The following is a 15187-nucleotide window of genomic DNA, read 5'->3' as shown; positions in this document are numbered from 1 at the left end:
AGTACGTCTGGTACGCTTAGTCATAGTTTCACCTGTCATGCTATGAGGTGTATCTTAACACCTCTAATCAGGTGGCCAAATTCACTATGCCACTACACTACACTTTATCCATCCACTGTTATGAGAAAGGTTAAAGGCACCTGGATGGTAGATATTGAGGAATGGAACAGATGGCATCGAATGCACCCCTAGAGAAACTCCCTACAGGCGTTGAACTAAATGGTCGCATGTTGAGAATCTCATTCTACTATCACGGTAAGCGACATCGTGAGTCCCTAGGTCTATCACCAACGAAGCAAAACATTAAGTTTGCTAAACAGAAGCGTGAAGCAATTTTATACGAGATAAAGCTTGGAACCTTTAGCTATGCTTCTCATTTTCCTAATTCGAAAAATGCGTCAGGAAAACCAGGGGCAAGAGAAGTGGGAAGCTTAGCTATGGAGTATTTAGACTACAAAAAGCAGGAGGTCCGAGGATCAACGTATAGAAAGTATTTATCCGTCATGAAGACTTTCCTTGAAATATATGGAGCTAAAAGAAGTTGCGATACTCTTTCACCTCGCTCTCTGATACAAATGAGGCATGCATTGATTCAAGGCCGCTCCGCTCGAACTATCAACAGAGCTCTGGTCACCATAAAGTCGTTCTTAGCATGGCTTCATAAAATGGAGTATGTGAGTAAAAACCATGCCGACATACTTGATAGAGTTAAAGAGTCTGATTCAGACATTCGTCCATTTTCTATGGAGGAAATCAACCGCGTTTTATCCCACTGTGCTCAAGAACAACACAGAAATATGATCACCTTGCTTGTTTACACAGGGCTGCGCAGTGGTGAATTGTGTGCCCTAGCTTGGGAAGATGTTGATTTCGATAATAGAACAATCCTAGTTCGTCGATCTACTTACGACATACGTGGCCTCAAAACTACAAAGACAGATACCGAAAGAACTGTAGACTTAATGCCACCAGCGGTAGAGGCCTTAAGGGCTCAGCAACGTCTCACCTACTTATTCCCCGCGAAGGAGTATAATATCGAATTGCCTGACAAGAGCTTCCGTAGAGAAAAAATACGTATAGTTTTCAATCCTAAGGTCGTCAGGACACAGAAAGGAAGTGACTATAATTACTATGGGAAAAGAGGCTTAGGTAAAATCTGGCGAGCAGTTTGCGAAAAAGCAATGGTTGAATATCGAAATCAATACCAGCTAAGACACACCTACGCTAGCTGGATGATCACTTATGCTAACGTAAATCTTAGCTATCTAGCACAACAAATGGGGCATAAAAATACAAACATGGTCACAAAGGTCTATGGCAAATGGCTAAAAGAATCTAATAAAAAAGAATCCGAACGTGTGTGGCTAGAATTAAAAAAAATAGTGTAAATTATGCCAAGTTCAGTAAAGAAAGTGTATGGCTTGGTGTTACAACTTTCGGGCCGTATATCATTACCTCAGATCCTTTCTTCTTTTCTTGAGCCGTATAATTTAAGAAATACTCATCAATTCGATAGCCTTTATAGATATCTTTTATTTCCTTAACATCGTCATAAGAAACAACCCACGGATGCTGAACATCTCGCAACGCTTCTGCTATTTTTACATGATCTTCATGTATATAGTAATTACGATATAATCCTTTTCCCTTTACATAATATGGAGGATCCAAATAAATCAACGTTTCCTTCGGCAAGCTTGGTACTATAGTTTTAAGTAACTTAACTGCATCTTCATTATATACATGGATACGCTCTTTATAGCGACCAATCATCTCAATACGCCTGATTAGTTCTATTTTGTTAAATCTAACATCTAACTTCCATTTTCCACTTTGCTCTTTTCCGCCGATAACACCAGCCTTCAAAATACCGGACCGATTTGTTCGATTTAAGAAAAACGTAGCGAACGCTACATCAAGTAGAGAATGCAAAGAAGCATTTGATAGTACCTTTTTCTGAGTTAACCACACATCGATAGTTACAGGAGTGTCGAAAATAAGTTTGCATAACTCATCAGTATGTTCAGTAGCCGCTTTCCAAAACGAATACACGGCTACGTCCAAATCATTAATATGTATATGGCTTACATATTCATTTAAAAGCAGATCCAAAGCTACTCCGGCACCACCAGCAAAGGGCTCCACATAGTGGCCGTCTAGAAGATTGTTAGTTTCAAAAAGTTGCTTAATAAAACCAGAGAACTTACCTTTTCCTCCTGGGTACCGGAGTGGTGTTGAGAATCGTTGCGACATGAGACTTGTTTAGGTTAGGAGCTTTATAACTACGTATTTAACCATAATTGTGTCTCTATGGCCATACTGAATTAAGACCAAATAGCTTCTAAAAAAGGCTTATACTCTTCAGCAATATCTTTTAGTTCAGAAGCAATAGGTGCACTAGCTGAACTATGTACAAATAAATTCAGATGATCAACAGACCCTACGGAGTCTAGGGAGCTAGCTCTTTTAGCAATAGCTCGATTCTGCTGACTACTCAAGAGGTCTTTTTCTAGTAGATGATGACTGATCGCAACAACTTTCTTCCATAGAGGATCACCTTCTTGCACCGCTTTCTTATTGTCGACCTTGCATACCGGCGTCTCACTATTACCCTCAAAGCGTTTTACGTAATCATCACAGCTAGTCTCAAGAAAAACCCGAAACGTTACTGCTACGGCATTAGGAGTTTTATCAACAACTAAACTTGATTTTAGTTCTCTATAAATATCATTTATTCGAGAATTAGTTATTTTTAAAGTCCAGGGAAACAGATACTTTCTAGCTCTAGTTGTTCTCTTAGAAGTTACCTTTGATTTCTTGTTGTCCTGTCCATCTGAGCCTTCAGGGCTTCCCTCTGTTGCTCCGGTTCCAGAATCTTGAATGTTTGTTTGCTGTGTTCCTTTTGGTGAACCATTTTCTTGTTGCTCTCCATCTATCGCACTAGCCTTGGGACCTGAAGTAGGTATAGGATCTTTTTTAGGAAGCAACTCTGGTGGTATGTGACCGATAAAAAGTCTACGATCCTTATCTCCTCTTATATCATTAACATTGTACCCTTCTTGCACAAACATAGAGATAGCAAACTCAATACTCGGTGCTATATTTTCTAATGGCACCGCAGGAACTAAATTTTTGTTTTCGACTTGCAATTTAAAAGCGTTCTGTGCAGGAGATGAAGAGAAAAGACGAGTCAGAGTAGTTACTGGTATTTTTTTTATATTGTTGATTGTTTTTGGGTCGAAGATATTTGGATTATCTGAAACCAAAGTGCGGACCTGACGACCTATAGACTCCACTCCGGTAGCACGAGCTCTTACTTCATCCCGAATATCGCTACTCCAGTTTACGCGACCCACGCCATTATTTTGACCAGTATGTTTCAATTCTACCCACATATCACCTTCCGCACGGCTGTTAACGATGCTGCACTCAATCTCAGATGGCAAATTTCCATTAATCTTTTCTTGAGCATCACGAAAGCTTCTTACGTACTTTTCTACAGGGCATAACAATGGATTTTGAAGCATTTTTAGCGCTGTTAACCTACGATTGCCTTCTATTACAACATATGAGTCTTCACTTTCAGGATAAACTAATTGTAACTCAGTGGGATCTAGGCCGTTTTGGGCAATATGCTCCGACAACTTCACAAGCTTCTTTATATCTTCAACATCCGCCATCATCAGTTCTATAGCTTCTCTCTGACTTTGGGCTACATCACCACCAAATCTAACATTTTGTTGGTCGAGTTTAATTGAATTTAATGGAATTCGTTGAATATTTCTTTCCATCGATGACAACCTATTTTTTTGATTATTTTTTCAATTTATAAGTGATCTTATATCAGAAAATTCGTGGAAAAGTTAGAGCTTGAGGTATGAGCATTAATGCGTATATGGAATATTTTTGTGCTCTGTCACATATCATGAACTCTCCTTTAGAGAATCACTAGACAATTGTGATTAGGACTAAATTAGGACTTTTTTTAGGGCTAAATAGGGTCAAACCTTCCACTTTACTGTTTATAAAAACAGTGTTATGTCCATAAAAAAGCGCCCCAATCGGAGCGCTTCAAAGTCATAATTTGGTTATTCCCAATCGAGAATAACTTTTCCGGAAGCCCCGCTACGCATGGTGTCGAAGCCTTTTTGGAAATCTTCAATCTTGTAATGGTGAGTGATAATTGGCGTGAGATCGAGACCTGACTGAATCAAGCTCGCCATCTTATACCAAGTCTCGAACATTTCTCTTCCATAAATCCCTTTGATGACCAATCCTTTGAAAATGACTTGGTTCCAGTCAATTGTCATATCGGATGGCGGAATCCCCAGCAGCGCAATACGCCCGCCGTGGTTCATCGTTTCGAGCATTGAACTGAACGCAGATTGGTTCCCGGACATTTCAAGCCCAACATCAAAGCCTTCCGTCATGCCAAGCTCCGTCATTACTTCTTCTAACTTCTGCTCAGCAACATTAACTGCGCGCGTCACACCCATTTGTCGAGCAAGCTCTAAGCGATATTCGTTTACATCCGTAATCACGACATGTCGAGCACCAACATGTTTGGCGACAGCAGCAGCCATGATGCCAATAGGGCCGGCACCGGTAATTAAAACATCTTCCCCCACAAGGTCAAAAGACAGAGCGGTATGCACTGCATTGCCAAACGGATCAAAAATAGACGCCAGATCATCAGAAATTTCATCCGGGATCTTAAAGGCGTTAAAAGCCGGTATAACCAAATATTCCGCAAACGCACCTGGGCGGTTCACACCAACGCCGACGGTGTTGCGGCATAGATGGGTGCGTCCTCCCCGGCAGTTACGGCAGTGCCCGCAGGTAATATGACCTTCACCAGATACACGGTCGCCAATCTCAAAGCTACGAACTTCTTGGCCAATTTCGACGACTTCCCCCACGTATTCATGGCCAACCACCATTGGTACAGGGATGGTATTTTGCGACCACTCATCCCAGTTGTAAATGTGAACATCTGTACCACAGATCGCCGTTTTTTTAATTTTGATCAGAATGTCATTATGACCAATCGTTGGCCTGTCGACTTCCGTCAACCAGATACCTTCTTGTGGCTTAAGTTTTGATAATGCTTTGATTTTCATTACTTAATTAACCCCATATCGCGGCCTACTTCAATGAAAGCGTCGATGGCTTTATCTAGCTGTTGTCGGCTATGCGCTGCTGACATTTGAGTACGGATCCGTGCTTGGCCTTTCGGCACCACAGGGAAAGAAAAACCAATCACATAGATGCCTTTCGCCAACGCCCGTTCTGCAAATTCTGCGGCTACTTTGGCATCGCCTAACATAATAGGAATGATTGCGTGATCAGCGCCACCCATTGTAAAGCCAGCATCTTCCATTCGCGCACGGAAATGCGCCGCGTTTTCCCATAAGCGTGTGCGTAAATCACCACTTTCTTGCAATAAACCCAATACTCGAATTGATGCGTTAACGATCGCTGGCGCTACGGAGTTTGAAAACAAATAAGGTCGAGAACGTTGACGCAACCATTCAATCACTTCTTTCTTACCCGAAGTGTAACCACCAGACGCACCGCCCATCGCTTTACCCAGCGTACCTGTAATAATATCAATTCGATCAACAACGTTATGGTATTCGTGCGTACCAGCACCAGTTTCGCCCATAAAGCCGACCGCATGAGAATCATCGACCATAACCAATGCATCGTATTTATCAGCTAAATCACAAATAGCGGGAAGATTGGCAACAACGCCATCCATAGAGAACACACCATCAGTGACAATCAGTTTATTGCGAGCACCGGCTTGATCGGCGGCGATCAGTTGCTGCTCTAATTCTGCCATGTCATTGTTGGCATAGCGGTAGCGCATCGCTTTACACAGGCGGACACCATCAATGATCGACGCATGATTTAGAGCATCCGAAATAATGGCATCTTCTTTGTCTAAAATAGTCTCGAATAACCCAGTATTCGCATCAAAACATGATGTGTAGAGGATCGTGTCTTCTTTGCCCAAGAAGCGAGATAACTTTTCTTCTAACTGCTTATGAATATCCTGCGTACCACAAATAAAACGCACAGAAGCCATGCCAAAACCATGCTCTTCCATACCGGCTTTTCCAGCTTCAATAAGCTCTGGGTGATTAGCAAGGCCCAAGTAGTTATTGGCGCAAAAGTTCAAAACCTGTTCACCCGTAGAGATAGAAACCGCAGCTTGTTGCTGAGAGGTGATAATACGTTCAGATTTGTACAACCCTTCCGTTTTGACATCTTCGATTTGTTGGCGAATTTGCTGATAAAATGCAGAGGACATTGCGAATTCCTTTTGATGTGCGAGAAAACCAAATAAAGCAAAATATGCCGAACTCGGTCTAGGACTTTACAAATAAGTGTAATCCAGCACTGACAAAAGAATTATCCCTGATTGCGGAAAATCATTTGTGAATCTCAGGCACAAATGATTTATAATTCGGTCCGTTCATTGATTATGATATAGAGGCTTTATTGTGTTTGACCCGAAACTCACCGCCCTGCTCCCTGACTTAGCCTCTTATATTTTAGTCGTCACAGAAGGCAGCTTTACTGGCGCAGCAAAAAAGTTGAATGTGACGCCTTCGGCACTGAGTAAACTGATCACACGCTTAGAGCAGGCTTTAAACTGTAAATTGGTCGAGCGAACCACTCGCAAACTGATCATTACCCAAGCCGGGCAAAAAGTGTATGACCAAGCAATGGTGATGATGAATGCCGCTCAGCAAGCGGTCGAAGTCTCGCAATCAGAACATTTAGAGCCACGTGGTTCACTCACAGTAGCTGCACCAGAAGCTTTTTTAAACTCTGTGCTCCAACCCCATGTGACCACTTTTCTTCATCTCTATCCTGAAATTCAACTAAAACTACGGGTCGCCGACGGAGAAATTGATCTGTTTCGGGACGGCATTGATATCGCATTTAAATTGACTGACAAACCGGATGAAAATCTGGTGCTCAAGGAGATAGGGACGACAAATTTGGTGCTTTGTGCCAGCCCTAAATATCTCGCTGAACGTGGAACCCCCATTCATCCCACCGAACTCTCCATGCACGACTGTCTCTATCTGGCAGAAACGGCTCGCGACAACATATGGGAATTTGCACGAGATGACGCCTTTTTTACGATAAGTGTCTCTGGACGTTATGCCGTCAACCATTCTCAGATGCGTTTGTCCGGTGTAAAAAATCATTTTGGAATTGGCATATTTCACGACTTCGTGGTCCAGCAAGCATTAGACAATGGTGAAGTTGTAAAAGTATTACCCGAATGGACGATAAAAAGTAATTACCACGGTGTGATTGCGATGCAATATTTACAGACTCAATACATGCCCACTCGATTACGTGTTTTTATCGACTTTATTAACGCCAAGTTAATGGCTAGATAGTTATCTAAAATTTTGGTAAAAATATGGTCAATCCTTGCTATTTATAGCGCCAAAGCTAATTTTCTGGTTTTTTAAAGATTATTTTCATGCCAAATGAAACACTTCAATAAAATTAACCCATAAATCAGTCAATAAGAGACATGAAATAAAAGTCATTTTAAAACAAAAAGTTAACCATTGGTTTGCAATCACAAGTTGACTTGCTCATTTAAAGTCAACTTAGTGGTTTCTTATTTTAGATATTTTTTTGTTTTCCTTATTAAAATATTCATCAATGTTTAAACAAATATAATGTAAGAAAATACAACATTCCTGACATAGCTTTTACTTAAATAACACTTAAGCCTACAGCGTACGTTATTAAATAGCCGCTCAACAATTTTGGCTGGTTTTAGTTATGACATTAGGAATCAATAATAAACTGTCAAATATAGCGCTTTGCTTGGGGGTTATATTTACAGGAGTAGGAAATACTTTTGCCGCGAATACGACGCATGTTCCCGTCGCCAAATCGATTACCAAGCAATTTCACAGGGGTAAAGCAACCAGTGTCAACGTAAGTGACATCGCTCAGGACCAAGACGGTGATACTCTGTACATCGATCAAGTTGCTATCGACAGCAAAGTCGGTAAAGCCACTCATCAAACCGACGACTCAGTGACCTTAACCTTCTATGAACCTGGACGGCAGACCGTCGATTTTGTCATCTCAGACAGTCAAGGCGATGTACTTGATACCACGACAACCTTCAGCGTTGACGTACTGAGTGACAAGCAACTTCATCGTTTTTTAAATCAAGCCACATTTGGGCCTACTCATCAATTGATGGAACAGGCAGCAACGTTTGATCCTAAACAATGGTTGCATGAGCAATTTGATGCCCCAGTGAGCAGCCACGAAGCTAAATTCTTTGAGTTCGGGGGCAATGACCACGCCGCTCACGATGATGCGTGGATGGACATCGCTGTGTATGGCGAAGATCAATTACGCCAAAGAGTAGCTTTTGCGTTGAGCGAAGTGTTTGTCGTGTCGCGTTACGGTACACTTTATGAACGTCCTCGTTCCCTGGTCAACTATTATGACACCCTAACGTACGATGCATTCGGCAATTTCAGAAAGCTGATTGAAGATGTTTCATTACATCCCGCCATGGGATCGTATCTCACCATGACCAGCAGCAAGGAAGAAGACCCAGACACAGGCTCTCAACCGGATGAGAACTATGCTCGCGAGATCATGCAACTGTTTACCATCGGTCTAAACAAACTCAATATCGATGGAAGCATACGAACCGATGAATCAGGTAAAGCCCTCGAAACCTATACACAAGATGACATCACGAATGTCGCGAAAGCGTTTACCGGTTGGCGCCATCAAGAAGGGGACACCAATCACGTACTTCCTATGGTTGCGGATAATAGCGTTCACGACCAAAGTGAAAAAGTCATCATGGGTCATACCTTGCCTGCGGGCCAAACGGCAGAACAGGATATGCAAGACGTGTTGGATATTTTATATAACCACCCTAACACGCCGCCGTTTTTCGCCAAGCATATGATCAAACGCTTGGTCACTTCGAACCCTTCGCCTGAGTATATTGAGCGTGTGGCTAACGTCTTTATTGATAATGGAGAAGGCATTCGCGGCGACCTTCAAGCAGTGATTGAAGCGATTTTGCTAGACAAAGAAGCCCTCGGCGAAGATCCAGAGCATATGCCGGTTAAGATAAAAGAGCCAATTATCGCTGTGGTTAACCTCTATCGTGCACTGGATTTAAAACTCAATTCAGACCACTTCGTCAATAGTGATATTCCATTTTGGCGTATTGGGCAAGGGCCGCTTCGCGCCGATTCAGTGTTTAATTTCTATTCGCAAGATTACTCTCCCGCGGGAACGGATCTGTTTGCGCCAGAGCTTGAAATCATGACTTGGCCGACGTTTATTACCACCTTCAACTATATGCGAACGTTCACCGCAAAATGGCGCGACCCTCTGTTACCGAATTACAAATACTTCCAAGGAGCTGGTGATGATATGGATGAACTCATGAGACGCATTGGGTTGGTATTTTTCGGTCGCAGCGTCGATCCAAATTTGGAACTGGCTTTGCGTGAACACACCGCCTTTTTGCGAGGTAAACCGAAGAATGCCTGGGTGATTGAAGAACTCATGGAATTCGTTATCGCTTATGAAGACTTTTACGTACAGGATTAATTTCAGATGGCTATTTCAAGAAGATCATTTTTATACGGCTTAGGCGCATCAGCACTACTTCCGAGCTTCGGTTGGTCGATGGGCAACAGTAATGGTAGCAATCCCCAAGGATACAAAGCTTTGATCTGTGTTTACCTGATTGGCGGTAACGATGGGTTCAATATGCTGATTCCAAACGATGACACCCACTACAAAGAATATAAAAAAGCACGGAAAAGTATCGCGATCCCTCAAAACAAGCTTCTTCCTGCAGGCTTAACCGGCGTCGATAGCCTCGGTAACGACGTAGAATTTGGCTTACACCCCTCAATGAAAGCGATGCAAACTCTATGTAATAAAGGCTATGTGAATGCGGTACTGAACTGTGGCGTATTGAAAAAGCCCATGACAAAAGGTCAAACCGAGTACGCACCCGGAATGCTCTTTTCACACAACTCCCAAAAGGATGAGTGGTTAAAAGGCAACGCCAACGCCACTGACAGCACCGGCTGGGGCGGCCGACTGATGGAACAACTCGTCGGTACCGAAAACAGTACCGTGCTGCCTCCACTGTTTAGTATGTCAGGCGCGACACGCTATTTTAACAGTGGCGTCAAAAGCAACGCTTACAAAGGAAGCCATGTTGAATCATTGGAATTTCGCTCACCCGAAATTACCGACATCTATAAAACGATGATCGAACAAGATGATGTAAATAAGGGCGAATTCCACCGTTTATTTGCCGATGTTACCCGCGATAGCGTCAACTACAGTGAGATTTCCAGCAAGGTATTCGCGACCGACGATGAACCAATACTGAAAAACTCCGACTACAACCTCGCTCAGCAATTTAACTCGGTGATGAAATTCATTAAAGCGCGAGAAACGCTAGGGCAGAACCGACAAATTTTCTTTGTCACCCTAGATGGCTTCGACACACATCGCAATCAAGGTGGTACTCACTATCGGCTCCTCGAAACGCTGAGTGATAGTATCAATCGCTTATACTCATCTCTTGAATCGCAAGGTCTAGAGGCAAATGTCACGACAGTGACTATGTCTGATTTTGGACGTCGAATTCAACCCAACGCTTCAGGTACCGACCACGGTTGGGGAAGTAATCAGCTGGTTATCAATGGCGGCTCGTTGATTCCAGGAACGACTGGAACTTGGCCTTCACTGGCTGAAGGAAGTGATGACGATTACTCGACGGGGCGAATCTTACCGTCAACCTCCGTGGATCAAATTGGCGCTACTTTGGCCAATTGGATGGGAGTGTCCAATTCGGATATGAGCAAAGTCTTTCCAAGCTTGTCCAACTTCTACCCGAAAATTCTCGATTTTATTTAATGCCTCGACAGCCCTAACCATTTGGTTGGGGCTTTTTTATCTCGGTCTCATTTTTGTTTTTCAGCGATGTTACAATGGGTTAACACCAAACTGTTCTATGATTTTATGTTTAACCGAATCCATCACGTCGCCATCATCTGCTCCGATTATGCAAAATCTAAGTGGTTTTATACGGAAGTTATGGGGCTCACCATCATCGAAGAAACCTATCGCGCCGCTCGAGGCTCCTATAAGTTAGATCTCGCCTTAGCCAATGGAGACCAAATCGAACTATTTAGTTTTCCAGATTCTCCGCCGCGACCCAACTTCCCTGAAGCGCAAGGATTAAGGCATTTAGCGTTCGAAGTTGACAGCGTTCATGATGTCAAAAGCTACTTGCAAAGCCAACATATCGAGGTCGAACCCGTACGCATTGATGAGCTAACAGGTAAAGCCTTCACGTTTTTTACCGACCCTGATGGGCTGCCTTTAGAGATTTATCAGAAATAATAAGGCCTGACTCATGATAAGTCAGGCCTGAATACCGTCATACAGCGATGGACTTGGCTAACTCATCGCTTGCTTCAACGCCGGAATTCGCTTGAACGCCAACCAGTCTAACCCCAATACAACAGCAATGGTAAGCCCACCAAGTGGAAACAATACACAAAGTAAAATTAGCGTGATCAGTCCAGTCTTCCATACACCATCACTAGCAAACTTCGGCGGTGCGCCGAGTCGTCCCTTATTTTGAGGACGACGCAGCCACCACATCATCACAGCAGCAACCGACAGAGCGATAAAAGCAAGGCATATCGCCAAATTCGCGAATTTATTCAACGGGCTAAGATCCCCTTGATGCAAAGAGACACTCGCTGCCATCCATTTTGCGTATAGGTTGTAGTCATCCCAAGTTACCTCTTCCAATAATTGGCCAGTGTATTGGTCAAAATGGTTGGTTCTATCGTTTCTTGGATCGCTAACGTCCCCTGCCATTGAGTTTGCTGCCAAGGTATAAACACCAGTATTTGATTGCGGGAAATAGATTCGATAGTGAGAAAAACCCAGTACCTCCGCTTTTTCAACAATGTCGTCAACACTGATGGTTTGCTCAGAAACAAACCCTTGAGCCATCTTCATGGCTGAGTGGTCATGAGAGGTTGGCACTGGCGCTTGTTCTAATGTCCACGGCATCTCTTTCTCAGCGCCATGGTTGAGATCTGCGTGAGTCATCAAGCGCGAAGTCGGCTTTTCACCCCAAGTATAATAGGTCGGAAATGTGTTCCAAGCTTGAACCAGTTGCTTGCCCCAGATACCTGTCCAAGACAAGCCTGAGATTAAAAAAAACAGCAAGGCCAACGATAAAACACCACCAATATTGGCATGCAAATCCCTCAACCAAATTCGTTTTCCACCGCGAAGACGAATTTTTAAAAAACTGGCTCGGCTTGCGTTGTCTTTCGGCCACCACAGATATAACCCTGAGACCAGAAGCAAAATGCCTAAACTCGCTGCCACCTCAAGCATGTAGTCTCCACTGTCCCCGATCAGCAGGGTAGCGTGGATTTTGTTGGCCCACTGATAAACGCTATGACTCCGGTCAATTGTGCCTAAAACCTCTGCGGTATAAGGGTTAACCGTCACAAATTCGGATGCCCCTTGAGGCGACGTCACTGAGAAGCGATTGGCCATCTCGGGCTCTGACGCAGGAATAAATTGCGTCACTGTAAACTCAGGAAAGGCGTCGCGTACTGCACTCAGTTGTGAAGAGACTGGCTGCAGCTGCTCTCCGGGTTCGACTTGGAGAATATCTGAATATCGCGCCGTTTCAATTTCTTGGTCAAATAACATCACGATGCCGCTGCAGCAAAGAATCAATAAAAAGGGAATGACATATAGACCGGCATAAAAATGCCAACGCCAAGTGAGAAAATAAATCGCTTTTGAGCGCGAAACAGAATGTGCTTTTGGCTGAGTAGAACTCAACATATTAGTTTTCCTTTTGCAGTAACTCACGTTGCCTCCCGAGACTGTCGCTGAAGCAAACGCTACTTATTATTTTTTAAACGTACGAGTGGTTATGCAAAAAGCGGAGGGGCTCTGTATAGCGGTCGACGATGGCGCTCAATGGCGAAAAAGGAGATATATTGAATTCGTCGAGGCAGATATTGACGAAGTTCAATATAAGCAGGTGTATGAACAGCCTGGTGTAAATTGGAAAAGTGGGCAAATAAACAAGGGTGATTCAGCTTTTGCGCTTGAACATCTTGATCAAGATTAACCCATTTAAAGCCACTCAGTGTACAAAGCGTTGTCCAATGCCCACTGGTCACATGCGCATTCACCACTGGCATAGCCGCAAGCAGTGCCCAACTGAGGGCACTAGCTAGCAACATTAAGTTTAGAAAACCGCGGCGGCGGATTAGCCTCGTCAAAAACATCGAGTGCGGACAATAAGCCTACTCAACCAAAAAGCTTGCTCCAAATGCTCGGATTTCGCTTATCGTGATACTCTTCGCGCAAGTCATCAACACTACGCAATGATTGCTGTGCTTGTTGTAAATCTCCGGCGTCGAGGTGCTGTTCTACTTCCTCAATCGCGACTGAGAGCTTATTGAAGCCTTCCATATAAATCGCTTCTTTCTCGACAGGATAAACACCTCGTTTCGCCTGCTCGACCAATTTATCGAGCTCAATAATTGGCTCTTTCATCTCCTCGACGGAGGTGGCTGATGCCGCATGTTTAAATTCCAATCGCATCTGTTTCATCACTGATTTCAAATCACTGGCCAACGCTTGAGAAGCACTCAGCAACAGAATTGAAGCTAATAACATTTTTTTCATCAGACACACTCATAGATAACAAAAGTGTCGCAAGTGTAACGACACTCTTGATAAAAGGAAACAAACAAACTGTTTCAAGTTCTTTGGTGCACGCAAGCGAGAAAACTATAATCCGTCAAACTCTGGAATCGTTGCCCTTCCTCTAAGTTCAATAAAATCAAGAAACTGGCGAGGCGAGTGGGTGATGACTTTCGCTTCATCAACGCCGACTTTCGCCAGCAGTTCACTTGCCAGGGCTAAGTTGCCAATATCATCTCGGTAATGCGCATCGCTGCCTGTCGTAAAAAAGACACCGAGTTGATGACCTAACTGAACGATCGCCTCACAGCGCTCAACACTGCCAACACGGCTATTTCCCCGTAGAGAAGTGTTGTTCACTTCGATCGCCACATTATGCTCTGCCGCGCACGTCAGTACGGCTTCAAAATCAAAATCAAAATTCGGGTTTCCGAGGTGACCTAGCGCATCGACACGTCCGCTTTTAATCACGTTAAGTAAGGCTTGAGTGTGTGTTTTACTATCGCTCGGAGTAAACACCGGTTCGTGAAAACTGGCTATCATCCAATCAAGGCGGCGATCAACTGATTCAGGAAGGTCAATATCACCGGCGGTATTCACAATATTCGCCTCAACACCACGAAGTACCGCTACATCATGAATAAAGAGCGGTAGGATTTTTTGATTGGAAAAAAACCAATAATGTGGCGCACCCGGCATGGATTCAGAGTGGTCAGTGGTGCAAAACATCGCCAGTCCGCACTCTTTAGCGGCTTGGGCGTTTTCGATTAAGGTACTGTAGGCGTGACCACTGGCATAGGTGTGAGTGTGAGTATCGACCGATAATTTCATGACAACCTGAGTTCTAATGTGAAGGGGCGCACATTATAACAACTTAAGTCGTCAACGTCTTTTCACTCTTGGCTGGATGACTCTGATAGCGATTTGATCATCGGTAGCGCACTTTGCCAACCTTGATTGAACATGGAGACAAACGCAGGGTCCGTGTGGACTTGGATATGCAAAATAACACCGTTTTCCACCGGTTCAAGACGGAAAATTTCTCTGGAGCCAATCCACTTTCTCGCCATGTCAGTGTCGATATCAAGTTGATGTTCAGTGCCAAATACCCCTGTATGGTGGTATTCAATTAACTTGTGGTACTCAATACGATCCACGAGAGCTCGTGTGCCACCAAACTCTGGGTCAAAAAACGCAATCACTTCGCCTTCAAACCAATCACCCTCGAACTGGGAGTTGGGAGAAAACGCTTTTGCCCATTGAGTGTATCGCTCTACTTCGGTCAATACCGCCCAAATTTTATCCGGTGTTGCATCAATCACAACTTGATATTTCAAGGTCAACATAATTTTGCTTCTCCCTCAGCAAACTCGCTCAA

At 43.7% G+C, this 15187-nt stretch carries 14 protein-coding genes; 6 read left to right on the top strand and 8 right to left on the bottom strand.

Annotated features, from left to right (window positions below; genetic code table 11):
• The first annotated feature begins 170 nt into the window (after nucleotides 1–170).
• The gene (locus ACFFUV_RS12765) at nucleotides 171–1388 is read left to right on the top strand and encodes a site-specific integrase (protein WP_390193245.1); all 1218 of its coding nucleotides are present in this window, start codon (nucleotides 171–173) and stop codon (nucleotides 1386–1388) included.
• Nucleotide 1389: 1 nt separating this feature from the next.
• On the opposite strand, the gene ACFFUV_RS12760 is transcribed toward ACFFUV_RS12765, so the two are convergent.
• From ACFFUV_RS12760 to ACFFUV_RS12745, 4 genes are all read right to left on the bottom strand, one after another.
• On the bottom strand, nucleotides 1390–2253 hold the full coding sequence (locus ACFFUV_RS12760; protein WP_390193242.1) for a DNA adenine methylase: 864 nt from the start codon (nucleotides 2251–2253) through the stop codon (nucleotides 1390–1392).
• Nucleotides 2254–2324: 71 nt separating this feature from the next.
• Nucleotides 2325–3791, bottom strand: coding sequence for a ParB/RepB/Spo0J family partition protein (locus tag ACFFUV_RS12755; protein WP_390193240.1), 1467 nt, complete (start codon nucleotides 3789–3791; stop codon nucleotides 2325–2327).
• 297 nt (nucleotides 3792–4088) lie between these two features.
• The gene (gene tdh / locus ACFFUV_RS12750; protein WP_390193237.1) at nucleotides 4089–5120 is read right to left on the bottom strand and encodes an L-threonine 3-dehydrogenase; all 1032 of its coding nucleotides are present in this window, start codon (nucleotides 5118–5120) and stop codon (nucleotides 4089–4091) included.
• The gene (locus tag ACFFUV_RS12745) at nucleotides 5120–6316 is read right to left on the bottom strand and encodes a glycine C-acetyltransferase (RefSeq protein ID WP_390193234.1); all 1197 of its coding nucleotides are present in this window, start codon (nucleotides 6314–6316) and stop codon (nucleotides 5120–5122) included. Before ACFFUV_RS12745 ends, tdh begins: the two co-directional genes overlap by 1 nt.
• A 193-nt stretch (nucleotides 6317–6509) precedes the next feature.
• On the opposite strand from ACFFUV_RS12745, the gene ACFFUV_RS12740 reads away from it, so the two are divergent.
• The 4 genes from ACFFUV_RS12740 (at nucleotide 6510) to gloA2 (ending at nucleotide 11457) form a co-directional block, all read left to right on the top strand.
• Nucleotides 6510–7424 carry a LysR family transcriptional regulator gene (locus ACFFUV_RS12740; RefSeq protein WP_390193231.1) on the top strand — a complete coding sequence of 305 codons (915 nt, stop codon included), beginning with the start codon at nucleotides 6510–6512 and terminating at the stop codon, nucleotides 7422–7424.
• A gap of 397 nt (nucleotides 7425–7821) precedes the next feature.
• On the top strand, nucleotides 7822–9639 hold the full coding sequence (locus tag ACFFUV_RS12735; RefSeq protein ID WP_390193228.1) for a DUF1800 domain-containing protein: 1818 nt from the start codon (nucleotides 7822–7824) through the stop codon (nucleotides 9637–9639).
• Between the two features lie 6 nt (nucleotides 9640–9645).
• Nucleotides 9646–10968 (top strand): DUF1501 domain-containing protein, encoded by a 1323-nt coding sequence (locus ACFFUV_RS12730; RefSeq protein ID WP_390193226.1) that lies wholly within the window; start codon nucleotides 9646–9648, stop codon nucleotides 10966–10968.
• Between the two features lie 105 nt (nucleotides 10969–11073).
• Nucleotides 11074–11457 (top strand): SMU1112c/YaeR family gloxylase I-like metalloprotein, encoded by a 384-nt coding sequence (gene gloA2 / locus ACFFUV_RS12725; RefSeq protein ID WP_390193334.1) that lies wholly within the window; start codon nucleotides 11074–11076, stop codon nucleotides 11455–11457.
• 57 nt (nucleotides 11458–11514) lie between these two features.
• On the opposite strand, the gene ACFFUV_RS12720 is transcribed toward gloA2, so the two are convergent.
• Entirely contained in the window at nucleotides 11515–12936 is a 1422-nt protein-coding gene (locus tag ACFFUV_RS12720; RefSeq protein WP_390193223.1) for a PepSY-associated TM helix domain-containing protein, read from the bottom strand.
• A 91-nt stretch (nucleotides 12937–13027) separates the two neighbouring features.
• On the opposite strand from ACFFUV_RS12720, the gene ACFFUV_RS12715 reads away from it, so the two are divergent.
• Nucleotides 13028–13228, top strand: a complete 201-nt coding sequence (locus tag ACFFUV_RS12715) for a hypothetical protein (protein WP_390193220.1) — start codon at nucleotides 13028–13030, stop codon at nucleotides 13226–13228.
• A 182-nt stretch (nucleotides 13229–13410) separates the two neighbouring features.
• Here the strand turns inward: ACFFUV_RS12715 and ACFFUV_RS12710 are convergent, their stop codons facing one another.
• The 3 genes from ACFFUV_RS12710 to ACFFUV_RS12700 all read right to left on the bottom strand — a co-directional run bounded on the left by ACFFUV_RS12710 (nucleotide 13411) and on the right by ACFFUV_RS12700 (nucleotide 15155).
• Nucleotides 13411–13794, bottom strand: coding sequence for a cytochrome b562 (locus tag ACFFUV_RS12710; RefSeq protein ID WP_390193332.1), 384 nt, complete (start codon nucleotides 13792–13794; stop codon nucleotides 13411–13413).
• Between the two features lie 102 nt (nucleotides 13795–13896).
• Nucleotides 13897–14640 carry a phosphatase gene (locus ACFFUV_RS12705; RefSeq protein ID WP_390193218.1) on the bottom strand — a complete coding sequence of 248 codons (744 nt, stop codon included), beginning with the start codon at nucleotides 14638–14640 and terminating at the stop codon, nucleotides 13897–13899.
• Nucleotides 14641–14702: 62 nt separating this feature from the next.
• The gene (locus ACFFUV_RS12700; RefSeq protein WP_390193216.1) at nucleotides 14703–15155 is read right to left on the bottom strand and encodes an SRPBCC family protein; all 453 of its coding nucleotides are present in this window, start codon (nucleotides 15153–15155) and stop codon (nucleotides 14703–14705) included.
• Nucleotides 15156–15187 lie beyond the last annotated feature (32 nt).

This window comes from Vibrio olivae (assembly GCF_042428525.1).
GTDB lineage: Bacteria > Pseudomonadota > Gammaproteobacteria > Enterobacterales > Vibrionaceae > Vibrio > Vibrio olivae.
Note: the sequence above shows the minus strand (reverse complement) of the source record. Positions and strands in the feature narration are given on the sequence as shown.